The organism is Spiroplasma endosymbiont of Cantharis nigra (assembly GCF_964019925.1).
GTDB lineage: Bacteria > Bacillota_I > Bacilli_A > Mycoplasmatales > Mycoplasmataceae > Spiroplasma_A.
In genome coordinates, this window is record NZ_OZ026470.1 from 1053232 (window position 1) to 1078787 (window position 25556).

A 25556-nucleotide genomic window follows, 5' to 3' on the forward strand; every position below is an offset into this window, starting at 1 on the left:
TTTACCTAGTTATTTCCTCAAATTTAAAAAGAATTCTTTTAATTCGCTTTCAAAAACTTTATATTGTTTATGATCTCCCATTTTTTCAAATTTTATATCAGTTGATATTCTATTATAATTACACTTTATATTATCTAAATAATATAAGACATTCTTTATATTGGCTTCTTCAATAACTGTAATACACATCAAACAAGGTTTTAATGTAGTTACTAACTTATATTCTCCCAAATTTTTAGTTCTCATTCTTTTATACATTTTATTTAAAACTCTAATTTCAGCATGATTTGAGAAATTATACTTCTTTTGCCTACTATTAAAGGATTTTGCAACAATTTTATTATTAGTATCAATTAATAAGGCTGAAACTGGAACATCCTTATTCTTCTTACATTTCTTTAATTCTTTAACTAGTATATTAAAAATTAATTCCATAAAAAAGTTCTCCTAAAAATAAAAAAAGTCACTGTACAAGGCACTAGATTCTTATGGCTGCTACCTTCCGGTCCTGACCAACTTCGAACGTCACCCTTACAATGACATTTATATAATAACATTTTTTAGACAAATTTATAGTCTTTTTATTTTTTCTAAATTGTTTCACGTGAAACAATTTAGAAAAAATAAAAAAAAATAATGTTTCACGTGAAACATTATTCTAAAAAGTCAATATTACCTAAATAAGGTTTTAAAACTTCAGGAATCAGTAATTTATTGCCATCATAATAATTTTCTAAAATAGCTGCAAATAATCTATCAATTGCTAATCCTGAACCATTTAATGTGTGTACATTTTCATTCTTGCCACTTTCATTCTTATATCTTGCCATTATCCTCTTTGCTTGAAAATCTAAACAGTTTGAACATGAAGATATTTCCCTATATTTATTTTGATGTGGGAATCAAACCTCTAAATCGTAAGTTTTTGCTGATGAAAACCCTATATCTCCTCCACATAACTCAACAACTCTATATGGTAGATTAAATAACTTTAGACATTCTTCTGCATCTATAACCATTTTTTCTAATTCTAAGTAAGACGATTCACTATCAGTAATTTTAACCATTTCAACTTTATTGAATTGATGTAGTCTTATTAAACCTTTTGTATCCCTACCAGCACTGCCAGCTTCTTTTCTAAAACATTGAGTAAAAGCAGTTAAATACATAGGTAATTGAGATTTTTCCAATATTTTATCTCTAACAATATTTGTTAACGGAACCTCAGAGGTTGGTATTAAGTATTGATCACCAATTTTATATGCATCTTCTTCAAATTTTGGAAGTTGTCCAGTTCCAAACATATTTTCCTTATTTACTATTAAAGGAAGAAACATTTCCTTGTAACCATTGCTTGTATGTCTATTAATTAGTATATCTGCAAGAGCCCTAATTATCTTTGCACCCAAATTAGTATAAACAACAAATCTTGAACCAGACAATTTTGAACCAAGTTCAAAATCTACTAACCCTAGTTTTGATGCAATATCTCAATGTGCTTCACCATTATTCTTTATTTTTCCTACTTTTCATGTTTTAATCTCAACATTATCCTCTTCACTTTTACCTAAAGGAATGTTTTCATTTGGTATATTTGGTATATAACTCAATTTCCGATTAATTTCCTGGCTAATTCTTTTTAGATCATTATCTAACTTTTCAATCTTTTGATTTATTTTTGAAACTTCATTTTTTAAATTATCAATCTCATCTTTTTTATTATTTTTACTTAAAACTCCAATATCCTTTGAAATTTTATTTTTTTTAGCTTTTAATTCTTCTACTTTAAAAGTTACTTCTTTTCTTTGTGAATTTAGTTTAATAATTTCTTTTAAATCTGAATTAAAATCCTTATTTCTCTTTTTTAAATCTGAATTGACCTTATCAAAGTCACTTTCAATTTTATTTATATCTAGCATTTTTATTCACCTTTATTTCATTCTAATGTAGTTGATGTAATAGTTTCATCCTCTTCTAAGTTAAAACCAATTACCCCAGCAGAATTTCTTGATTGTAAGTTGATATCTTGAGCACCAATTTTTATTATTTTACCTTTTGAAGAAATCATTAAAATTTCATCTGTTTCTCTAATTGCTAAAAGAGATTTAAATTTTCCTGTCTTATCACTAAGCTTCATTCCTAAAACACCTTTAGCACCTCTACCAAAAATATTATATTCACTTATAAGTGTTTTTTTAACAATTCCTTTTTCTGATATAGTTGCCACACTTTCATTTTTGTAACTTGAACATGATGATACAACAAAATCATTTTTGTCTAATCCCATACCTTTTACTCCTCTAGAAGATCTAGACATTGGTCTAAAATTATTTTCATTTACTTTAATTATTTTTCCATTCAATGAAGCTATTAAAATTTCAGTACCTCCAATTGTTGGTATTACTGAAACTAGCTTATCTTCTTCATCTAGATTAATTGCAATTTTACCAAAGTTATTAATTCTGTTAAATTCTTCTATTTCAACTTTTTTAACAACTCCTTTTCGAGTTACAAAAAGTAAATATTTAAAGATATTTTTTTTATTTTTTAGGGGTAAAATCGATGTTACTTTTTCAGATGAGTTTATTCCAATAAAGTTAATTACTGGTACACCTCTAGCATTTCTAGAGAATTGTGTTATATTATAAGCTTTAATTCTATAAACTTTTCCTTCATCTGTAAAAAATAATACATCATCTTTTGTTTTACCAAATTTTGCAATTGAAATATTATCTTCATGATTATTATTTATAATGACACCTTTACCACCACGTTTTTGAGTTTTAAATTCCTCATTAGAAAGTCTTCTAATATATCCATCTTCTGATAAAGTTATTAGCATTTGACTATCTTGAATTAACTCTTCATCATCAATTTGAGTTTCATCCTCTTCAATAATTTTTGTTCTTCTTTCATCACCAAATTTATTTACTATTTCTTCAAGTTGACTAATTAGTAAATCATTTTGTTTCTCTTTTGAAGCCAAAATTTCTTCAAGTTCAGATATTCTTATTTCTATATTTTTAATATCTAATTCTACTTTTTCTCTTTCCAATCCTACTAATCTTTGTAATCTCATATCTAAAATTGCTTTGGATTGTTTTTCATCAAAACCAAAAGCTTTAAATAATTTTTGATGTGCAATTTCAGTAGTTTTTGATTCTTTTATAATTTTTATAATTTCGTCAATATGATCTAATGTAATTCTAATTGCATTTAAAATATGTAGTTTAGAATTTAATTTATTTTTTTCAAAAATACTTCTTTTAACAATTATTTCAATTTGATATTTTACATAAAATTTAATTATATCTCTAATGTTTAAAACAACAGGAATCCCATTATTTAGAGAAAGCATATTTATTGCAAAACTTGACTGCAGATTTGTATATTTATAAAGTTTTTTAATTATAAGTTGAGGATTAGAGTTTTTAGATAATTCTATAACAATTCTAATTCCTTCATAGTTAGATTCATCTCTAATATCTGAAATACCCATTATAATTTTATTTTTATAAAGTTCTACAATTTTTTCAACAACCTTTAATTTATTAGTTTGATATGGAATTTCACTAACAACAATTCTTTGATTTTTGCTAGTTTCTTCAATATCAATTTTTGACCTTATTATTAAATTGCCTTTACCGGTTCTATAACCTTCAATCATACTTTTTCCATTTGTCATTAATGCTCCTGTTGGAAAATCAGGACCTTTAATAAACTTTAAAATATCATCAATTGTCATTTGATCATCTTTTATATATGCAATAGTTGCCCCTACAACTTCTCTTAGATTATGAGGTGGAATATTAGTGGCCATACCAACAGCAATACCAGTTGCTCCGTTAACTAAAAGATTTGGAAAATAACCTGTTAAATACTTTGGTTCTCTTTCAGAAGCATCATAGTTATCAACAAATGGTACTGTTTCCATATCAATATCTTTTAATAGTAAAGATGTGATTTTTGAAAGTCTTGCTTCAGTATAACGCATTGCAGCTGCACCATCACCATCAATTGAACCAAAATTTCCATGTCCTTCAACTAATGGATATCTGTAGGAAAAATCTTGTGACATTCTAACCATAGCTTCATAAACTGATGAATCTCCATGTGGATGATATTTACCAATTACTTCCCCAACAATACGAGCAGACTTTTTATGAGGAGTATCTGATGTAATTTTTAAATCATTCATAGCATAAATAATTCTTCTATGTACAGGTTTTAATCCATCTTTTAAATCAGGAAGAGCTCTACTAACAATAACACTCATTGAGTATTCTAAAAAATCTTTTTCAACTTCACTTTTAATGTCCATTTCCAAAATACGACCGTGTTTTATTTCACTCATTTAGTTATACCTACCTATTTTTAAATATCTATATTTTCTACAAACTGTGCATTTTCAGTAATAAACTGTTTTCTTAAATCTGCATTTTCTCCCATTAAACTAGAGAAAACTTCATTTGCAAGAAATGCATCTTCAACTTTAATTTGAATCATAGTTCTTCTTTCTGGGTCCATTGTTGTTTCTCATAACTGAATAGGATCCATTTCACCAAGTCCTTTATATCTTTGAATTGTATATTTTAATTCTTTATACTTTTCTTCTTTTAATTGATCAAGTTCCAAATCATTATATGCATAGTCAAAAATATTTTTTCCATTATCAATTTTATATAATGGTGGCTGAGCAATATAAACATTTCCATTTAAAATTAATTCCTTCATATATCTATAAAAGAAAGTCAACAGTAATACTCTTATATGTGCACCATCAACATCAGCATCGGTCATAATAATTATTTTTCCATATCTTAATTTTTTAAGATCAATATCATTTTTAACACCAATTCCAACTGCTGCAATAATAGATTGAATTTCATTATTATCAAAAACTTTAGATTGTTTTACTTTTTCAACATTTAAAACTTTTCCTCTTAATGAAAGAATTGCTTGTGTTTTTCTATTTCTACCAGTTTTTGCACTACCTCCAGCAGAATCACCCTCAACAAGATATAATTCACATTCTTGAATATCTTTTGACTCACAATCTGCTAATTTTCCAGGTAATGAAAAATTATCAATTGCTGATTTTCTTCTTGTATCTTCTCTTGCTCTTTGAGCAGCTTTTCTTGCTCTTTGAGAAACTAAAATTTTCTCAATAATCTTTTTAGCATCATTTGGGTTTTTCAATAAGAATTCCTTAAATGCTTCATTTGTTATTTCTAAAACTGCTTCCTTAGCATCTGTATTAGATAATTTTGCTTTTGTTTGTCCCTCATATAAAGGATCTCTATGTCTAATTGAAACAACAGCTACAATTCCTTCTTTTAAATCATCTCAAGTAAATTTATTACCTTTAAAATTTTTTAAATCATTAGTATAAGAATTAACTGCTTTTAATAATGCACTTCTAAATCCCTCTTCGTGTGAACCACCTTCAGATGTAAAAATATTATTACAAAATGAAAATAAATTTTCGTCATATGTTTCGTTATATTGAATTGAAATTTCAACTTCAATATCATTAAAACTATTTGACATATAAAAAATTTCATCATGTACTTTTTCTTTTCCACTATTAATTTCTTTTATATAATCCTTTATTCCATCTTCAAAAATATAGCTAAGATACTTATCATTTCTTTGATCATATAAATTTAGTTTTAATTTTTTATTTAAAAAAGCTAGTTGTCTAATTTTATTTTGAATTACTTTAAAATCAAAATCTATAACCTCTTTAAAAATTCCTGGATCAGGTTTAAATTTTATAATTGATCCATTTGAATCAGAATTTCCAATTTCCTTAAGAGCAGTAGCATTTCTACCACCTTCAGAAAATCTTTGATGATAAATTTTTCCATCCCTTGAAATCATTGCTTCAACATATAATGATAATGCATTTACAACTGAAGCACCAACACCATGTAAACCACCTGAGACTTTATAAGTGGCTTCATCAAATTTACCCCCAGCATGTAAAATAGTAAAAATTGTTTCTAAAGTTGTTTTTTTTGTTTTTGGGTGAATATCAACTGGTATTCCTCTCCCATTATCTTTAATTATTATCTCATTTTGATCAGTTATAAAAATAGATATTTCATTACAAAAACCTGCTAATGTCTCATCCACAGAGTTATCCAATATTTCTCAAATCATATGATGAAGACCAGTTTTATTTGTATTTCCAATATACATTCCAGGTCTTTTTCTAACAGCTTCTAATCCTTCAAGTACTTGAATTTGATTAGCTCCATACTTATTATTTTCCATAATAAAAATACCTCTCACTTACTTTAATTATATCATTTAAGTAAGTGAAAGGTATGTACATATAAAGTTATTAATTTGAAAACATAGGTAAAATTATTTGACTCAAATCCATATCTTCAGAAGAAGAAATAACAATTGGTTTTTTTGAATCAATTAAATTAATTTCTACATTTTTAGTTTCAAAAGTTTTTAATGAATCAATTAAATATTTTGAGTTAAAACAAATATTTTGTTCATCCAATCCTTTTAATTCAAATTCTTTAAAAATTTCTTCAAAACTACCAATTTGATGAATATTAGATTTAATAAAAATACTATCATTATTTAAAATAAGATTTACAACTGTTGACGTATTTTCTTCACTTGGAATATCTGCTCTTGATATTAGTTTAAAAAACTTTTTATTCTCCATATATAATGTTGTATTAAAATCTGTTGGAAATACTGCATTAACATCAGGAAATTGCCCCTCTAAGATTGTTGTTTGAAATAATGTATTATTGATTATAAAAGTTACATGACTATCAACAGATACAATTTTACACTCTCCCTTTTCTGGTAATAGCTTTATTAATTCTAAAACACTTTTATGAGGTATATTAGTTTCAAACTTAGTTGGGATTTCATCAAACAACTGTATTCTTTTTCTTGATACTCTAAAACCATCAGTTCCCGTAATATAAAACATTGAATTGTTTATAGAAAAATTTAAACCAGCTAATACTATTTTTTGATTTCATTCATTTACAGAAATTATTGTTTGATTCAAACTTTTTTTAAGATCTATATTTTTTACTGTAACAATATTTCCCTTTTCTCTAAAACCAATAGTAGGATAGTCATTATAATTTAAAATGTTTAATGAGAATTCAGATTTTTCTCCTGATAACGAAACTAAATTTTCTTCTATACTAGAAATATTAACAATGTCATCATCCATACGTCTAAGAATTTCAAGGAAATATTTACTTCTTATTAAGATTGAACCAGTTTCTTTTATTAATAAACCATTGGTTCCCATGTCAATAATTGTTTTTATTGACATTGATGTATTTGAAGAAATTAAAGAAACTTTATCAGCTTCAATTTCTAATAAAATTCCACTGATACTTGGTGTAGGTGCTTTTGAATCAATAATTCTATTACATTTATTTATCTCTTCAATAAAAGATAACCTATTTATACTAAAGAACATTTAAAATACCTCCATATTTATTATCTATTATTTATATTATTATTATGCTCTTAAAATGTGGATAACTTTTAAAATACCAATAAAATAAGAACTTTATGAAAATATTTTACCACTTTATACTATTTTTTTATAATTAAGAAGTTATGTCCTTTTTAATCTTCTTTAATGTATTTTTAAAAATCTTATCTTCAGCAATAGCTTTTTTAATTTTATTACATGCATTTATAACAGTTGTATGATCTTTTCCACCAAATAATATACCAACTTCTGAATAATTTTTTTTCATTAGTTCATTTGTTAAATACATTGAAACATGTCTTGCAATAACAACACTAGAGACTTTATTTTTTGCATCAATTGATTTTACATTTACTCCATAATTTTGAGCTACAACACTTTTTATTTTTTGAACAGTTATTTCTCCACCAGGAGCATATGAGTAATCCTCTAATAATTTTTGTATAGTATCAAGTTCAATTATTTCTCCTATTGAATCTTGTTCTTGTATTAATTTGAATTCAATTTTATTAATTATTCCTTCAATTTTTCTTACATCAGATCCAAAATGAGATGCAATATATTTTTTTGATTCATTTGTTAAATTTAAATTTGCCATTTGAATTTTATAATCAATTATTTTTAAAGCTGTTTCAAAATCTGGTGGTTCAATTTTTATACTTAAACCTTGATTAAATCTTGAAACAAGTCTTTTATCAAAACCATTTAATAATTCAGGAAATTTATCTGAAGTTATTACAATTTGTTTACCTTCCTCAATAAAAGAATTAAAAATATTGAAGAATATTTCATTAGTTTTTCCACTATTTGCAAGAAATTGAATGTCGTCTATTAATAGAACATCAATTTCATTCATTTCAGTTTTTGTTTGTTCTATTTCTTTGAAACCACCTAGTAGTGAATCTAAAATTTCTTTTCTAAAATCATTTGATGCATAGTATTTGATATTTAATTCATCCTTTTGCAGATTTAATTCATTATTTATTGCTTTAAGTAAATGAGTTTTACCTAAACCAGAATCTCCATAGATAAATAATGGATTTCATTTATTACCCAAATTATTTATCAAAGCTTTTGAAGCATTATATGCTTCACTATTACTTTTACCTGAAATAAAACTATCAAAATTAAAATCTCTTCCAATATTTTTTTTCTTACTTATTATTATTTCACTTATCTTTTTTTCTTTTTTAAATTCTTCTTTTGATAAAAAACTTATTGAAATATCTTTTTCCAATATTTTACTTATTTTGTCCTTAAGTTCTTTTCCAATGTTTTCCAAATAATATTTTGACAAGTCTTTATTAACAACAATAACTTTCTGATTTTCTGAAAGATCTTCAATTGAAGCACTCTTTACATACTCTTCATATACGTTTGGTTCGATTAAATCTGAAGATATTAATCATTTTTTTATTTCTTTTCACAATGCTATGTTACTCATTTTATACCTACCTTGAATACAACATTTAAATTATAAGTTATCCACATAGTTTTGATGTGTATAACTTTAAAAATATACCAAAAAATACTTAAATTGGGGATAAAAAAAGTTAAAATATGCCTTAAATAAAGGTTATCTTACTAGTTATCCACATACAAATGTTATTAATAAGTTATTAGAAGTTACACAAAATACAATAATTAGTATCAAAATATCTGTGTTTTAAGTTATAATATTTAATGAAGTTTTGTTTTAAAAAAAGGAGGTATTTTATGAAAAGAACTTGACAGCCAAGTAAAATCAAGCATGCTAGAACTCATGGTTTTAGAGCAAGAATGGCAACTAAAAATGGTAGAAAAGTTATTAAAGCAAGAAGAGCTAAAGGTAGAGCTAAACTTACTGCATAATAATAAATATGAAAAACAAAAATATAATTAAAAAGAATCATGAATTTCAAAGTATTATAGGTTCCAAAAGATTTATTAAATCAAAGGAATTTGTGATTTATTTTAAAAAAAATACTTTAAATAGATTTAGATACGGAATATCTGTTGGAAAAAAAATGGGTAATGCAGTATTTAGAAATAAAATTAAAAGACAACTAAGGTCAATGATTTATGAATTATTAGATGATCACAAAAATAAGAGCTTTGATATTATTTTAATAGCTAGAAATTTATTTTTAAATGAAGATTATAGTTTTAATTTAGAAGTTCTTAGAAAGTCTTTATTACAAATTAAATAAAAGAGAGGTGAGCATCTTGTACAAACAGGATTATTCTAAATATTTAAATAATAGCAATAATAATAAGAAAAAAACTCCAAAAGACAAATTAAAAATCTTTTGAGTTTGAACAAAATTGATATTATTTGTATTTATTATTGTTTCAATGCTTTGAGGTTGTGTACAGATGTATCAACCAAAATATACAGTTAGTACTGTTACTGATATGTCTGGAAATAAAATATTTTCTCCAGGTGTATCTTTTGAAATAATTATTAATTCATTAGGTGATTGAAGCTCAAAAAATCATTGATTTCAAGTAGACAATAATGGGAATATGGTTGAATATGCCTTTAATCCAATATCCTCTTGAGGTCAAGCATTTACAGTTACATCATCTCCATTTTATGGTTTCTTTGTTTATCCAATCTCTTGAGTATTAGTTGGGTTTATAAGTCTGTTCTCTACTCATAATGAGAAAGGATTAGACCCTAATTCAGCATCATATGGAGTTTCGGCCATATTTGCAATATTTTTCACTTCTTTAATAATTAGAGGAATTACATTAGCATTTACTTGAAAAACACAAATAAATCAAGAAAAAATGCAGGGTTTACAATCAAAACAAGCTGAAATTCAAGAAAAGTATAAGCATTCATCGGATCCAAGTGCAAAACAAAAGCAACAAATTGAATTAATGGGATTATATAAAAAGGAAGGTATAAGCCCAATGAGTTCGCTTGCAACGTCATTCTTATCTATGCCTTTCTTATTTGCGATGTTTTCCGTTGTTAGAGCAACACATGCTCTAAAAGTTGCAACTGTTGGAAAAATAACTTTGGTAGAGGTACCATTTGAACAAATAAAACAAGGGAATTGAATATATTTAACTTTAATTGTTATTTATTTACCCCTACAAATTACTTCGATGTTACTTCCAATGATATTGCAAATGTTTAAAAAGAAACCAAAATTAGAATCAGAGCAACAAAAAAAAGCTAGAAAAAAACAATTAATTATGCAAATAGTATTTATGGTTGTATTCTTATTCGTTGTATTTAATATTGCTTCTGGTGTTGCTATATATTGAATTTTCTCTTCAACATTTCAAATAATCCAAACTTTAGGTTTCCATTACTTAAAGGAAACTAGAGTTTCAAGATTAAAGAAAAAAAGAGAAAAGCAAAATAATAAGAATAAGACATTAGCTGCAAAAGTCTCAAATGAATCTAAAAATAAAAAATAATAAAATAAATCACTTCCTAATAAGTACAAAGTCAAAAACAAAACTGGTTTTTTACGAAAAAATAAATGAAGTGATTTTATTTATTTCTAATCAAAAAAGAATTGAAATAATGAAGTTTTTAAATGAGCAGCTATTAAAAATTTCTAAAATTAAAATAATATCAATTTTTAGAATTGAGTCAAAGAGTAAAAATGTAATTGCTTATGATTCAGTTTTAGAACTTAATAAGGAAACAAAATTGAATTTATGAAGGGTTATTAAAAGCTTAATAAAAATAAAGTTTAATATTTTTTTAGATTTTGAAATTATTAATTTTAATATTTCAAATAAAAATAAGAAGTATTTTAATAGATTAAAATTGAATAAGATTATAAATAATGTTCTACTTTCAAAGCAAGAAGAGATATTGCCATCATATCCAAAACCTTTGAGAAAGGAAATTAATATGATAATTTCCAAGTATAATAACCTTAAAACAAAGACATCAGGGCAAATTGGCGAAAGAAAAATTAGAATAATATACAAGTCAGAACATTAATATTCTGATTTTCTTTTTGTTATAATCAAGATTGGGAAGTTGGTAAAATGAAATTAAATATAAATGATACTATAGTTGCTTGTGCTACTAAAGTAGCAAAGCAAGCAATATCCATTATTAGAATATCTGGAGAAAGTGCTTTTAAAATTACAAATAAGTTATTAAAAAATAAATTAACAAAGAGTAGTAAAATTCAAATTAGAAAATTATTTGATAGGAAAGATCTTATTGATGAAGCTTTAATTTTGACATTTACAAATGGTAATTCATTTACAGGTGAGGATGTTATAGAAATACAATGTCATGGAGGAATTCTACTTACAAATCATATTGTATCTCTATTAATATCATATGGAGCAAGGCCAGCCCTACCAGGTGAATTTTCTCAAAGAGCTTACTTAAATGGAAAAATAAACCTTATACAAGCTGAAAGTATTAATAATTTAATTGATTCCAAAAATGAACTATCCTTAAAAATTAGTGCTCTAAATTTAGAAGGAAAAAATCATAAGTCGCTAATAGATATGAAAAATAATTTAATAGATTTAATTTCAAAAATTCAAACATCAATTGATTATCCAGACTATGACGATGTTGAGGGTTCAAGTCCGGAAGAAATTATTGAACAACTAGTTTTTTTAAAACAAGAAACCTTAAAAATATTAGATATAAGTAAAAGATTTAATTTTTTAAAAACTGGAATAAATACGCTAATACTTGGAGAAACAAATGTTGGAAAATCTTCACTTTTAAATACTTTAATTTCAGAAGAAAAAGCTATAGTAACAGAAATTGAAGGTACTACTAGAGATATTGTCGAGGGAGAACTAAATTTTACAAACTTTACATTAAATTTAATAGATAGTGCAGGTATAAGAAAAACTGATAATAAGGTTGAAAAAATTGGAATTGAAAAAAGTATTTCTTTAATCAATACATCAAATCTTATTTTATTTGTTATAAATAAAGGTAAAATTAATTATGAGATATATGAAAAAATAAGAAATAAAAAACATCTCGTTGTACTAAATAAATCTGAATTACTTAAAAAGAGTGATATTGAAGAGGTTAGAAAAGAGTTTAAAGATTTAGTTGTTGTTTCTGCTCTTAAGGGAGATATAAAGGACCTTCTTAGCAAAATTGAATTAGAATTTAATAATGAAGATATTTTGGAAAGTGATATTCCAGTTTTATCTAACTTATTTCACATAGAAATGTTTAAAAATATATTAACATTATTAGAAAATAGTTTAAAAAGTATTAAAGAAGGTTTTACAACTGATTTAATAAATGTAGATCTTTATGATATTTTAAAAATTCTAAATAATCTTTTAGGAATTTATGATGCAGATGAAGAAGTTATTGACAATATTTTTAGAAAGTATTGTTTAGGAAAGTAGGTTTAAATTATGGCAGGTATATTTGATACACACACACACTTTAATGATGTTGTATATAAGGAGCAAGAAATTGAAGTTTCTGAAATGATAAAAGATGCAAAAATAAATGGAGTATCTCATTTTTGTTGTGTAGGGTTTGATATTGATTCTTCTAAGGAGGCATGTAAGTATGCTTTAAAGTATCCTAATGTTTATGCAGCAATTGGTATTCACCCTAATGATGTTTATAAATTTAAAAAGGAAGATCTATTAGAAATTGATGAAATGGCTCATAGTGATAATGTAGTTGCAATTGGAGAAGTAGGACTTGACTATTTTTATACAGATGAACATAAGGAAATTCAAAAAGATTTTTTTAAAGAGCAAATAAAAATTGCAAAGAAAAATGAACTAGTTGTTATGATGCATATTAGAGATAAGGATGATTCAGAACAAGCCTACTTAGATGCACTCGAAATTTTGGATAAACTTCAAGTTAAAAGAGCTATTGTCCACTGTTATACAAGAGGAATTGAACTTGCAAAAAAATTTACTAAAAGAGGTTATTTAATATCAATACCAGGTGTTGTAACATTTAAAAATGCAACTAAACTCCATGAAACTGTTGAGAAGTTATCTTTAAATGAAATGATCGTAGAAACTGATGCACCGTATTTAACTCCAGAACCAAAAAGAGGAAAATTAAACATGTCTAAAAATATAGCTTATACTATTGAAAAAATTGCAAATATTAAAAAACTTAATAAAGCTGATATTATTGAGGCAACAACAAGTAATGCAATGAAGATATTTAAAATAGCATAAAAAAATTGGTTTTTTAAAACCAATTTTTTTATGATAAATATGATGTTTGACTACCCTTTTTAACATTTTTTGCGTTTTTACCGTAGTAATCATTTTCAATTCTTTGATTAATAGTTTTTTCAAATACTTTTGAACCTTCAATAACTCCAGTTAATGGGTTTGGTGTTAAATGACAAGGTACTGAGAAAATCCCATTAAAGTACTCTTTAATACCTCTAATTTTTGATCCACCACCACATATTGTAAATCCATTAGTAATTATATCTCCTGCTAATTCAGGTGGTGTATTTTCCATTAATTCAATTAAAAGGTCTGTAATTCTACTAAAAGCGTTAACTAAAACGTTTCTTATTTCTTCAGAACTAATAATTGCTTCTTTTGGTAATCCTGAAATAATATCTCTACCAAAAACAGACATAGTTCTTTCACCTTTATATTTTGCTAATGAACCTAATTCTTTTTTTACTTCTTCGGCAGTTTTATCACCAATTGTTACATTATATTCTGATCTAATATATTTTTTTACTTCTTCATTAAATGCATTTCCTGCAATTTTAATTGATCTAGAAATAATTATATCTCCAGCTGAAATAATTGCTATATCAGTAGTTCCTCCACCAATATCAATTACTATATTACCTTTTGGAATTTCAATATTAATTCCTGCGCCTAAAGCTGCCATCTTTACTTCTTCTTCAACAATAACGATTTCAGCTCCCATATCGTAAGCAACTTGTTTTAGAGCTTCTCTTTCCAATTCAGTTACTTCGCTTGGACAAGCTAATAAAATAATTGAATTTTTTCATTCATTTAACATTTTTAACTTACCAAAAACATGTTTTAACATATCTCTTGCTGCATCTAAATCTGTAATTACACCATCTTTAATTGGTATTTCCATTCTAATATTATCATTAGTTTTTCCAATCAAATTATATGCATCTTGACCTAATGCAACTAGTGTATTAGTTATATTGTCATATGCCATAATTGAGGGTTCATCGTAAACGATTCCTTGTCTTCCTACATAAGCTAAAATATTACTTGTACCTAAATCCAATGCAATAAATGTACGTTCCTCTATTTTCATAAATACCTCCTATGTCATAAAGTTTGTAATATAATTATACCTATTTTAATTGCATAAAACAATATAGCTTTTACTTAATTTTTAATATAATTGAATTTTTAGTTTTTATAAATAATTGAGATGACTTTTCATTTTTTGGTGAGGCCTCAAATTTAAATATACCTAAAAATTTATATCCTTTATAAATAAGATTATCTTTAAATTTTGCAAATACTATTATATCGTCATTCTCATTTTTTAATTTTTCATATCTTTTTACTTTCAATTCCTCTGATCCAGTATTATTGTACAAAGTTATTTTTTCTAGATTTTCTGAAGGAAATATTGCATATTTTTCTAATTTCATTACTTCTTCCTTCTTTTTTGTTTCAACAAAATTAATAAATCAAACACGACAATTATCATTGATTCTATTGTTGTTTCCTTTAAGAATACTTTTATTATTTATTGTAAAAAATTTAAATATAATTTCAGATATTAATTCATAATATTCATTATTTTCTTCTATTTTTATAGTGTAATTCTCCATGCTATTTACCTCTTTCAAAATAAATTATGACATAATCTAAAATAAAAAAATTTTAATAATATGTATAAAAGTTATTGATTTCCTTTCTTATTTTAAAAATAAAAAATTTCCCTATTATATGATTTTGTGGATAGTCATAAAAGGGAAATACTTTTTTATTATTTTATATACTTAATAATTATCTACCAAGTATATCTTCATGTCATTTTTCGGCCTTAATAATTTCTCAAATTTCACTTTCGAATTTTTTAGTTCCGTTAATAACTGCTAATAATGGTTGTTCACCAATTTTTGTTGGTAATTGTAATGTATCTGCGAAGTATTTGTCGATTCCTTTAATTAGGGCTCCACCTCCACAAATTGTAATACCATTTCTAAAGATATCTCCTGCTAATTCAGGTGGTGTATCTTCTAAAACTTGTACTGTTAAATCAATAATTCTTGATACTGGTACTTTTAGTACTTCACGTACTTCTTCTGGAGTAATTTCAATTTCTCTTGGTAATCCAGAAACAACATCACGTCCATAAACTTTCATACGTCTTTCATCTGGGAATTTTGCTAATGAACCAACGTTAACTTTAATTGATTCTGCAGTTTTTGATCCCACTTCTAATCCATATTGTGAACGAATAAATTTTTGACATTCATCATTTAAATAGTTTCCTGCAACTTTAACTGATTTTGAAAGAACTATATCTCCTGAAGCTAAAACAGCTATATCAGTAGTTCCTCCACCCATATCAACTATTAAGTTTCCTGTAGGAGCATAAATATTTACTCCTCCACCTAAAGCTGCCATTTTTACTTCTTCTTCAACAAATACTTGAGATGCTCCAAGGTTAACAGCAATTTTTTTAAGAGCTGTTTTTTCCAACTCAGTAATAACTGAAGGACATGCCAACAACATTATTGAATGTTTTAATTGTTTTGTAATTCTAAGTTTTGAAAATATATATCTTAACTGAGCTTCAGTAGCTCTAATATCAGTAATAACTCCGTCAACCATTGGTCTTACAACACGAATAGTTTTGTTTCCTTTACCTATCATTTTGTATGCTTCTTCACCTACAGCGATTATTTTGTTTTCTTTAATTCTGTAAGCTACTATTGATGGTTCGTTATAAACGATTCCTTGTCCAGCAATGTATACTAATGTATTAGCTGTTCCAAGGTCCATAGAAACGAATGTTGGTTTTTTATTTGCCATACCGTTTTCTCCTTTAATATTTCTAAATAAATGAATTATATATTTCTATTCAAAACTAGAATATATAATCTTTAACAATTCTACCATAAAAAAAGCAAAGTTGCAAACAAGACTTATTAGCACAATGCATATAAACTATTATTCATTTTATTATAAACCTTTTTTTCAAATGTTCAAAACTTTATAAAAGGTACTCACAGTTATAAATATTATTTGTATTTATAACTATTCAAATTACTTCAAAATATTTCAAATTATACCAAAAGTGGTACAATTAATTTGTGGAGGTTATATGCACAAATTAGAAAGAAAAGATATTTTGTTAAGTAGAATTATACAAAAAAATTTTATGTCTTCAAAAGATTTCTTTGATTATGCAGCGAGTGTAAACATTAATAAATCAACTGCTAGAAGAGATCTAAATGAATTGGAACAAGAAGAAAAAATAAGTTTAACTTTTGGAGGAATTATTTCAAGAGTTGAAAACATATATGAGCCTGATAGAATGGGGAAGGTTCAGAAAGAACATTTTGAAAAAAATGTTATTGCAAAAGATGCTGCAAAATTTATTAAAAGTGATGAGATTATTTTTTGTTCTCCTGGAACAACTATTGAGAGATTTGTAAGAGAAATAAAAACTAAGGTTAAATTATTAGTTACAAATTCTTTTCCAGTTTTTTTAGAAGCATGGAAAAATAATAAAGTAATGGATGTGCTGTTGCTTGGAGGAGTTTTTAAAGAAAAGTCTCAGGTATTTTATAGTCGTAGTACTAAAAAATACCTTGAAGGAATTAAGTTTTCTAAAATATTTTTTAGTTGCTTATCTTTAGATTTGGAAGGAAATATTTATGATGATTTTCTACCCGAAGTAGAGACAATAAGAGATGTTTTAAGAATAGCAAAGGTAAAGATCCTCCTTGTGGATTCATCAAAAATAAAGGATGAAGGAGTTGAAAAAGTTACTAATATAAAAGATATAGATATTGTAATTACAGATGAAAAGAGTAAAGAAAAAATTGGGGATTCATTTCAAAATTTAAATATAATTTACTCTAATGGAGAAGAAAATGAGTAAAAATTTCAGAGAAGAAAAATTTAATACTGTTAAAGAGATTTTGCAACAATCTCTTATATGAAAAAAAATAAATAAAGAAGTTGTTGAACAAATAGAAACTTTTAAAGAATATATTGAAAAGTATAAGGACTACAAAATAGTATTTACAGGGGCTGGAACTAGTGAGTTTATAGGGCAATCATTAAGTCCTTATTTCTATAAAAGAGGACTTAATGTATCATCAATACCAACAACAGATATTGTTTCAAATCCACTAAATTTTTTAAAAAAAGAAGAGAAAACTGTTTTGATTTCCTTTGCAAGAAGTGGCAATTCACCAGAATCAATTGCTACTTTTAATATAACTAATAAACTAATAGATGAAATTCATCATTTAATTATAACTTGCAATGAAGATGGCGAATTGGCAAAAATAGGAGAAAGCAGTAATAACGCAAAGGTATTTTTATTACCAAGAGAATCAAATGATAAAGGTTTTGCTATGACGTCAAGTTACTCTGGAATGCTTTTGGCAGCTTTTTTAATACTAGAAATTATATTAAAAAAAAGTAGTGAAATTAATATTAAAAAATTATGTAATGATTTTGAAAAAAATTTAAATCTTATTGATTTAAATATTCAAAATATTAAATTAGATGAAAATGATAGAGTTGTCTATTTGGGAAGTTCAGAGTTTAAGGGTTTTTCAAAGGAAGCTCATTTAAAATTATTAGAATTAACACAAGGAAAAATTCCGTGTTTTTATGATGGAATATTAGCATTTAGACATGGTCCCAAATCAATAATAAATAATAGTACAACAGTTATTATTTTTATGAGTAAAAATAAATATGCAAGAAAGTATGAAACTGATTTATTAAAAGAGATTGCTTTAGAAAAAGTTGTTAAAAATTTAATAGTTCTTGATAATACAAATTCTGATGAGATAAAAAAATATTCTGATATTGTATTGAATTTTGAAAATGAAGATTTGAATGAAATTTTTATTGGTTTAAATTATATATTGTTTGCTCAGATTTTGTCTTTAAGTACATCTATCAAATTAAATATTAATCCAGATAATCCATGTCCATCAGGTGAAGTTAATCGAGTTGTTAAAGGAGTATTAATTCATGAGTTATTCTAATTAGTGAACTTAACTAAAATAGCTTTGCTAATTGGAATGATATTATCTTTAATTTTAATTATTGCTGTAATAGTATATTTAATTATTCACTATAAAAATAGAAATCCTCAATTAAAAGTGAAACCAAGGGGGGAGATGTTTCAATTATTTAAAGGGTGAATGATTGTTTTTTGTATTTTTTTTATAACTCTTGTTTTTATTTTTTGTTTCTCAATGTTTATAGTTGAAATGACTAAATAATGAAACTTTATCTCAATTTATTCCAAAAAAAGTGAATATTTCTCATTTAAAAAGTTTTTCTTATAATTTTATATAGAGAATATAAGTGAGAAAGGAAAAGGAAAAAAATGAATACAGTTTCAAAAGAAACAAAAATGAAGAAAGAAAAAAATTTTGATAAGACTAAAAAAAATAATTTTTTTAGTAACTTATTGATAAAACTACAAGGTCTTGGTAAATCCTTAATGTATCCAATTGCATTATTGCCATTTGCAGCTTTACTTAATAGATTTGGCTCTTTAGCTATGGAATTAAACAGTGATGCTCAATATAATGTGGGTTGGTGAATTGGTTTTATTATACAAAAACCTGGTGCAACAATTTTTGATCAATTGCCATTATTATTTGCAATAGGAACCGCTTTTGGTCTATCAAAGGACCAACGTGGTGAAGCAGCTTTAGTGGGAGCGGCATTTTATCTTATACTAGTAGCATTTCTTGCTGAAGGTGGATTGCCAAAGTTATTTTATGATAAAGTAGTAACATTTGATTTCTATAAGGAATCAGAAGGAAATAAGGAATTAGCAGGGGCTCTTTCAGGACTCTTCTATGTGCCAAAATATGGAATGATTAATCAAAAGCTAGAAATTATTGGTGGAACATATATTTTGAATATTGGTGTATTAGGGGGAATAGTAGCAGGATGTTTATCAGCTTGATCTTACAATAAATTCAAGGGAATTAAATTACCCCAAGCTCTTTCATTCTTTGGAGGAAGAAGATTTGTACCTATGGTTATAATGGTAGCTTCTTTACCAGTAGCATTCTTATTTGCAATACTTTGACCATGATTTCAATATGGTTTAGTATCATTTGGTAAATTAGTATCCTCTGGGGATTCTTGAGCGGTTCCAGGAGCATTCTTATATGCTCTATTAAATAGGATTGTTCAGCCCACAGGGTTACATCATATTGTAAATACATTCCTGTGATTCCAAATGCCTATTGAAGGTCAAATTGTTGACTTTTCAGGAAGTATTGTTTTATTTAACAATATGAATGAATCACCACTAATTGGTGAAAATGGTATATTAGATTCAAAGGCTATTGAGACAATTTTACAACCAATATCAAATTACTTTTTAGGGGGAGTTACCATTACTAATGATAACTTCAAAGAGTTTTTTAACATTAAAATGTCTGGATTACCTGATGGTGTATTAATGAATAACGTTGATGGAATAACAAGTTTTACAATTTTTGGAGATATTAATGCTTTCCAAAAATCTATGGTCTCAGGGAATTTTCAGACAGGATTTTTTCCAATGTTTTGAGGAGGATTACCAGGGGCAGCATTAGCTATGATAATGTGTTCTAAAAAAGAAAAAAGAAAAGAGGTAACAACTTTCTTAGCTGGAGTTGCATTTGTAGCAGCTTTAACAGGAATTGATGAACCTTTAGTTTTCTCATTTATTTTTGTTGGACCCATTCTTTGAATGGTAAATGCTTTATATACCTCAATTTTTGCAGCTATTGCTATTGCAATGCATATGCATATTGGTTTTGGGTTTAGTGGTGGTTTTATTGATTATATAATCTCATTCCCTAATGCCTGAGGAATGAGTAAATATGAAGGAATGGTAAATGGTAAAATGTATGGAGTAACATCAAATCCACTTTGAATGTTTGGTTTAGCTGGATTGGCTTTCCCTGCATATTACTTTACATTTAGTATTTTAATTAAAAAACTTGATATTAAAACTCCTGGTCGTGAAGATGAAGGAGATGCAGTACCTTTACTTCAAAAAGGTAAAAATAATAAGACAAATCAAAAATATGAAATGATGGCGAAAGGCATTATTGATATTGTAAAAGTAGAGAATATTGTAAAAGTAGAGAATTGCAGTACTAGATTAAGGTTAACCGTTAAGGATAATAAATCTGGAATTGATGATAAAGATTTAAAGGCCTTAGGAATATATGGCATTAAAAGACTTGGCAATCAAGGACTTCAACTTATAATTGGTACTGATGTCGAACATGTTGCAGATATTGTTCAAGAAATGATAAAAACTTAAAAAATAAAAACATCCAGTTATTTTTAAATAACTGGATGTTTTTTTACATGCTATTTTTTACATCAATTCCTATTAAATTAAATGCATTTGATAATACTTGATAAACTGATTTTATTAATAAAACTCTTTGATTTGTTAAGACAATATTTTCATCATCCAATATTTTTGTTTCTGCATAATAAGAATGAAAATATTTTGATAGTGATTGTATAAAGTCACAAATTATATTAGGAAGTCTAGAACTTGCTGAGTATTCAAGTATTGAGTTAAAGCTATCTAATAAGATTATAATTTCCTTTTCTTTTTGATTTTCAAATTTAATAGATTTATTTATTTCTAGTTTTAAGTTTTTAAAACTAGAAATAATTTTATTACATCTTGCTGTCGCATATTGGGCATAATAGACTGGATTAGTTGAATTTTTCTCTAGAGCTAAGTCTAAATCAAAATCCATATGGCTAGAAGGGGTTTTAGAAACCAATGTGTATCTAATACAATCCTTTCCAACCATTTCCAAAAGATCTATTAATCAAACAGCAGTGCCCTTTCTTTTTGACATTTTAAATTCTTGCCCATCTTTCATTAAACGAACCATTTGAATCATATCAATGTCAATAAGGTTAAAGTCATATCCCAATAAAGCAAGACCAGCTTTTAATCTTGTTATATATCCATGATGATCGCCACCTCAAAAATTAATGTACTTATTAGCTTTTGTTCTATCAATTCTATCACTGTGTGACGCGATATCTGGAGTTATATATGTAAAACTTCCGTCACCTTTTTTAAGAACTCTATCTTTATCGTCACCAAATTCTGTTGTTTTAAGTCATAATGCATTGTCCATTTCATATGTTGCACCAAGTTCATTGTATTTTTCTATTATTTTATTAATTGAGTTATTTTGATACATCTTTGCCTCACTTGAAAAGTGATTGATGGTAACTCCTAAACTGCTCATTTGATTTTTAATTTCTTTCATAAAAAATACAATTGATTTTTGCTTGAATAAGTTATTAACTTCTTCATTATCAATTTTATTATTTACTATTGATATATCTTTAAATTTATCTTTATATTCATTTATAAAAATCTGAGCAACTTCTTTATACATTTCCCCACCATAAATTTCTTCGGGTTTATCAACACTAAGTCCTTGCATTTCCTTATAATGATAAAAAAGAGTGGCTGCAGATATATTAATTTGATTTCCAGCATCATTAACATAATATTCTGTCTCAACATCATAACCTGCAAATCTTAAAATTCTTGCAACAGAATCTCCAATAGAACCATTTCTTGCATGACCAACATGTAAATATCCAGTTGGATTAGCAGAAACAATTTCTAGATTATATTTTTTTCCTTTAGATTTTGATTTACCAAAATTATGACCTTCTTTTATGACCATTTTAATTACTTCATTTAAAAGAGAATTGCTTATTCTAAAATTTATAAAACCAGGTTTTATAAATTCTACATTTTCAAAAATTTCATTGTCTTTAACTTCTTCAACAATTAATTGTGCTAGATCTATTGGATTTAACTTATTTAATTTAGAGTTAATTAATGCAAAATTTGTTGCAAAATCAGCATTTTGAATTAACTTAGGTCTTTCAATTAAAATATCTCCTTTTAAATTGAGTTTTTTTACTGCTTTTTCCATAACATCTCTAATTTTATTTATTAATATATTCATAATTTCCTCTAAGTTCTATAGTCTTATTTTATAAAAAAAAATAAGACTTTGTCTTATTAATAAAAAATATTATTACTAACCCATTGCTTCTATAATATCAAATGTTTTTTCTTTATGCATTATAGCGCCTTCAATAGTTGCTGTTGCGGCATTTTTTGCAACAATTACTGGAATTTCGAAAAAGTTTTCGAAGAATAATTTTACACCAGGTATTCTTGAAAGACCTCCAGTAATAATTAAACCATTCTTTATTATATCTCCAGCTATTTCACTTTGAGTTTCTTCAAGAAGTGAAGTGATTGTATTAGTTATATTTCCAAATACTGACAAAATAAGTTTAGATATATCCTTATCTTGAACTTCAATTTCTCTTGGTCTTGCTGAGTTTAAATCATAACCATAAGCTTTTGTTTTTAGAGGTTCCTTATTTTTCAGAACTGAACCTACAGCAATTTTAATTGCCTCAGCAGTAACATCTCCAATTAAAATTCCTTCTTTTGTTTTTAGAGTTTTTATAATTTCTTGATCAATTGCTTCTCCACAAGCCTTTGTTCATTTATAATTTATTGTTTCTCCATTATTAACTAAACCTATTGTTGCTTTTCCTGCTCCAAGTTCTAAACACATATATGAATCTGACCCGTATATGTTGTATCCTGCTCCAAGTAATGCTAATTTGATATCATCTTCAATAATTACATGAGAAACACCAAGAGATTTAATTGATTCAATAAGAGCTCTTCTTTCAATATCACTCATACTAATAGGACAAGCTACAGTAACAACTGAGTTTTTTACTTCTTCTTCATATTTTAAAAGAATATTTGATAAAAATTTCTTTAATAAATTCATATCAGTTAAAATCCCACGTTTTAAAAGACTTTTAATTTGCATTGCTCCACTTAATTTACCTACAAACTTTTTTGTAGCATCTCCAATTGAGATAACTTTTTTAGTTTTATAGTCAATAGCTATTAAACTAGCTTCATTAAAAACCATTCCTAATTTTTCAATAAAAATTCTAGTTTTGCTTGTTCCAATGTCTATTGCAATATGTCTTTTTGTTCTTAAACTTGCTCTCGCCACAATGGTTACCTCACTTTTTTACTATATATTTAGTTTAAACATTTTTCTTTAAATAATCTAGTATTTATTGAATAAAAAAAACAAATAAAAAAGGAAGATTCATTCTCTTCCTTATTTATTATTTTATGTTATATTCTCTTGAATCACGTATTTCAATAATTTCTAATCATTTTTCTGCTTGTTTTTCGTATTCTTTAGTACCTTCAATAACTGTTAGTAATGGATCTTGAGCTTTAGTTACTTTTAATTGGAAAATTGATTCAAAGTAAGTATCAATTCCTCTAATTAAAGCTCCTCCTCCACATATAGTAATACCATTTCTAATGATATCTCCAGCTAATTCAGCTGGTGTGTTTTCCATTACTTCAACAATTAGGTCTGTTATTTTTGAAAATGGTGCTAATAAAGCATTTTTTACTTCATCTGGTGAGATAACAACTTCTCTTGGTAATCCAGAGATAACGTCACGTCCGAATGCACGGAATGTACGTCCATTATCTATTTTTGTTAATGCTCCAATTTCAACTTTAATTTTTTCAGCAGTTTTAATTCCGATTAAAACATTATATTCAGCACGGATATATTTTCTGATTTCTTCATCTAAATGATTTCCAGCAACTTTAATTGATCTAGAAATAATTATATCTCCAGCTGAAATAATTGCTATATCAGTAGTTCCTCCACCAATATCAACAACTAAGTGTCCACTAGCGATAGAAATATTTATTCCAGCTCCGATTGCTGATAATTTAACTTCTTCTTCAACAAGAACGTGTCTTGCTCCCATATCTGAAACAACTTGTTTTAATGCACTTCTCTCTAATTCAGTAACTCCTGAAGGGCAGGCAAGAACTACTAATGCATGTTTTAAGATGTCTGATAATTTAATACGTGAAAAGATTATTTTAATTAAATCTTTAGCTGCGTCAAGGTCTGCTATAACTCCATCAACTAATGGAACTACCATTCTAATATCATCGTTTGTTTTTCCGATCATTTCGTATGCTGCTTCACCTGAAGCAATAACAGTGTTTGTATGAACGTCGTATGCCATTGTTGAAGGCTCATTATAAATGATACCTTGTCCACCTAGATAAGCAACAACGTTAGCTGTTCCTAAATCTAAAGCAACGAATTCTCTTTTACGATCTCATGATGCCATATTTATTTCCTCCTTTATAAGAAAAAAACCCTTCGTGTATAATTATACTATAAATGTATTTTGAATACTAGTAATATACACGAGAAAGGTAATGTTAAGTCTATGAAGATAAAACAAGTTATAATTGTTGAAGGTGTTACAGACACTGCCAAACTTAAGAAAATATTTGGAAATGATAATGTTGATACCATAGAAACAAATGGTCTTGCTTTGTCTAAAAATACTTTAAATTTTATTTCTGATGTTAATAGCACACGTGGTGTAATTATATTAACAGACCCTGATGGACCTGGTTTAAAAATTCGCGAAACTATTAATATCTTTCTTAATTTTAAATGTTTTAATGCATTTATCAATAAGAAACGCATAAATAATTTAAAAAAAATTGGTTTAGCAGAAGCTGAGGATAATGATATAAAAGAGGCTCTATCTAATTTAATTTCATTTGATTTATTAAACTTAAGTATAAGTTGAGAAGATTTTTTAAAAAATGAGTTCTACAAACCACAAGCAAGAAAAAAAATAGCACAAAAGTATAATTGAAGTGAAAAAATAAACTCTAAGACCTTATTTAAATGAATTAATTATATTAATCTAAATGTTAAAGAGCTTAAAAAAATAGTAGGAGAATAAG

22 protein-coding genes and 1 other RNA gene are annotated in these 25556 nt (G+C 26.3%); 10 read left to right on the forward strand and 13 right to left on the reverse strand.

All coding sequences use genetic code 4. The features are described from left to right. Window positions 1-9: 9 nt before the first annotated feature. The 7 genes from AACL04_RS04615 to dnaA all read right to left on the reverse strand — a co-directional run bounded on the left by AACL04_RS04615 (window position 10) and on the right by dnaA (window position 8936). A complete protein-coding gene (locus AACL04_RS04615; RefSeq protein WP_339029962.1) occupies window positions 10-435 on the reverse strand; it encodes a deaminase in 426 nt (141 codons plus the stop codon). Window positions 436-450: 15 nt separating this feature from the next. Continuing rightward, an RNA gene (gene ffs, locus AACL04_RS04620) (signal recognition particle sRNA small type) lies at window positions 451-548 on the reverse strand. Between the two features lie 105 nt (window positions 549-653). Next, window positions 654-1919 (reverse strand): serine--tRNA ligase, encoded by a 1266-nt coding sequence (gene serS / locus AACL04_RS04625; RefSeq protein ID WP_339029963.1) that lies wholly within the window; start codon window positions 1917-1919, stop codon window positions 654-656. A gap of 2 nt (window positions 1920-1921) precedes the next feature. Continuing rightward, the gene (gyrA, locus tag AACL04_RS04630) at window positions 1922-4354 is read right to left on the reverse strand and encodes a DNA topoisomerase (ATP-hydrolyzing) subunit A (protein ID WP_339029965.1); all 2433 of its coding nucleotides are present in this window, start codon (window positions 4352-4354) and stop codon (window positions 1922-1924) included. Window positions 4355-4374: 20 nt separating this feature from the next. Then, window positions 4375-6279 carry a DNA topoisomerase (ATP-hydrolyzing) subunit B gene (gene gyrB / locus AACL04_RS04635; RefSeq protein ID WP_339029967.1) on the reverse strand — a complete coding sequence of 635 codons (1905 nt, stop codon included), beginning with the start codon at window positions 6277-6279 and terminating at the stop codon, window positions 4375-4377. Between the two features lie 70 nt (window positions 6280-6349). Then, on the reverse strand, window positions 6350-7474 hold the full coding sequence (gene dnaN / locus AACL04_RS04640; RefSeq protein WP_339029968.1) for a DNA polymerase III subunit beta: 1125 nt from the start codon (window positions 7472-7474) through the stop codon (window positions 6350-6352). A gap of 133 nt (window positions 7475-7607) precedes the next feature. Next, window positions 7608-8936 (reverse strand): chromosomal replication initiator protein DnaA, encoded by a 1329-nt coding sequence (gene dnaA / locus AACL04_RS04645; RefSeq protein ID WP_339029970.1) that lies wholly within the window; start codon window positions 8934-8936, stop codon window positions 7608-7610. 272 nt (window positions 8937-9208) lie between these two features. On the opposite strand from dnaA, the gene rpmH reads away from it, so the two are divergent. Genes rpmH through AACL04_RS04675 form a run of 6 tightly spaced genes read left to right on the forward strand, consistent with a single transcriptional unit; the run spans window position 9209 to window position 13648 of the window. Continuing rightward, window positions 9209-9343, forward strand: coding sequence for a 50S ribosomal protein L34 (rpmH, locus tag AACL04_RS04650; protein WP_020836790.1), 135 nt, complete (start codon window positions 9209-9211; stop codon window positions 9341-9343). Window positions 9344-9351: 8 nt separating this feature from the next. Next, window positions 9352-9681 (forward strand): ribonuclease P protein component, encoded by a 330-nt coding sequence (gene rnpA, locus AACL04_RS04655; RefSeq protein WP_339029971.1) that lies wholly within the window; start codon window positions 9352-9354, stop codon window positions 9679-9681. 7 nt (window positions 9682-9688) lie between these two features. Next, window positions 9689-10906 (forward strand): membrane protein insertase YidC, encoded by a 1218-nt coding sequence (yidC, locus tag AACL04_RS04660; RefSeq protein ID WP_422397899.1) that lies wholly within the window; start codon window positions 9689-9691, stop codon window positions 10904-10906. Next, window positions 10884-11444 carry a hypothetical protein gene (locus AACL04_RS04665; protein ID WP_339029973.1) on the forward strand — a complete coding sequence of 187 codons (561 nt, stop codon included), beginning with the start codon at window positions 10884-10886 and terminating at the stop codon, window positions 11442-11444. The genes yidC and AACL04_RS04665 overlap by 23 nt, the downstream gene beginning before the upstream one ends. A gap of 53 nt (window positions 11445-11497) precedes the next feature. Beyond that, window positions 11498-12844: a tRNA uridine-5-carboxymethylaminomethyl(34) synthesis GTPase MnmE gene (gene mnmE / locus AACL04_RS04670; protein WP_422397916.1), complete on the forward strand. Its 1347-nt coding sequence runs from the start codon at window positions 11498-11500 to the stop codon at window positions 12842-12844. Window positions 12845-12853: 9 nt separating this feature from the next. Further along, window positions 12854-13648 carry a TatD family hydrolase gene (locus AACL04_RS04675; protein ID WP_339029976.1) on the forward strand — a complete coding sequence of 265 codons (795 nt, stop codon included), beginning with the start codon at window positions 12854-12856 and terminating at the stop codon, window positions 13646-13648. A gap of 28 nt (window positions 13649-13676) precedes the next feature. Here AACL04_RS04675 and AACL04_RS04680 read toward each other — a convergent pair whose 3' ends face one another. From AACL04_RS04680 to AACL04_RS04690, 3 genes are all read right to left on the reverse strand, one after another. Further along, window positions 13677-14738, reverse strand: a complete 1062-nt coding sequence (locus tag AACL04_RS04680) for a rod shape-determining protein (protein ID WP_339029978.1) — start codon at window positions 14736-14738, stop codon at window positions 13677-13679. Window positions 14739-14808: 70 nt separating this feature from the next. Beyond that, window positions 14809-15267, reverse strand: a complete 459-nt coding sequence (locus AACL04_RS04685; protein ID WP_339029980.1) for a hypothetical protein — start codon at window positions 15265-15267, stop codon at window positions 14809-14811. Between the two features lie 178 nt (window positions 15268-15445). Beyond that, window positions 15446-16477: a rod shape-determining protein gene (locus tag AACL04_RS04690; RefSeq protein ID WP_339029982.1), complete on the reverse strand. Its 1032-nt coding sequence runs from the start codon at window positions 16475-16477 to the stop codon at window positions 15446-15448. Window positions 16478-16769: 292 nt separating this feature from the next. On the opposite strand from AACL04_RS04690, the gene AACL04_RS04695 reads away from it, so the two are divergent. The 3 genes from AACL04_RS04695 (at window position 16770) to AACL04_RS04705 (ending at window position 20975) form a co-directional block, all read left to right on the forward strand. Beyond that, window positions 16770-17552, forward strand: coding sequence for a DeoR/GlpR family DNA-binding transcription regulator (locus AACL04_RS04695; protein ID WP_339029983.1), 783 nt, complete (start codon window positions 16770-16772; stop codon window positions 17550-17552). Then, entirely contained in the window at window positions 17545-18678 is a 1134-nt protein-coding gene (locus AACL04_RS04700; protein ID WP_339029984.1) for an SIS domain-containing protein, read from the forward strand. Before AACL04_RS04695 ends, AACL04_RS04700 begins: the two co-directional genes overlap by 8 nt. A 347-nt stretch (window positions 18679-19025) precedes the next feature. After that, window positions 19026-20975, forward strand: coding sequence for a PTS transporter subunit EIIC (locus AACL04_RS04705; RefSeq protein ID WP_339029986.1), 1950 nt, complete (start codon window positions 19026-19028; stop codon window positions 20973-20975). A 43-nt stretch (window positions 20976-21018) separates the two neighbouring features. On the opposite strand, the gene argS is transcribed toward AACL04_RS04705, so the two are convergent. The 3 genes from argS to AACL04_RS04720 all read right to left on the reverse strand — a co-directional run bounded on the left by argS (window position 21019) and on the right by AACL04_RS04720 (window position 24922). Further along, complete coding sequence (gene argS / locus AACL04_RS04710; RefSeq protein ID WP_339029988.1) at window positions 21019-22674, reverse strand: arginine--tRNA ligase; 1656 nt, start codon at window positions 22672-22674, stop codon at window positions 21019-21021. Window positions 22675-22749: 75 nt separating this feature from the next. Continuing rightward, window positions 22750-23760, reverse strand: coding sequence for a rod shape-determining protein (locus tag AACL04_RS04715; protein WP_339029990.1), 1011 nt, complete (start codon window positions 23758-23760; stop codon window positions 22750-22752). 118 nt (window positions 23761-23878) lie between these two features. Next, on the reverse strand, window positions 23879-24922 hold the full coding sequence (locus tag AACL04_RS04720; RefSeq protein ID WP_339029992.1) for a rod shape-determining protein: 1044 nt from the start codon (window positions 24920-24922) through the stop codon (window positions 23879-23881). A 102-nt stretch (window positions 24923-25024) separates the two neighbouring features. On the opposite strand from AACL04_RS04720, the gene rnmV reads away from it, so the two are divergent. Further along, complete coding sequence (gene rnmV / locus AACL04_RS04725; RefSeq protein WP_339029993.1) at window positions 25025-25555, forward strand: ribonuclease M5; 531 nt, start codon at window positions 25025-25027, stop codon at window positions 25553-25555. Window position 25556: the final 1 nt, after the last annotated feature.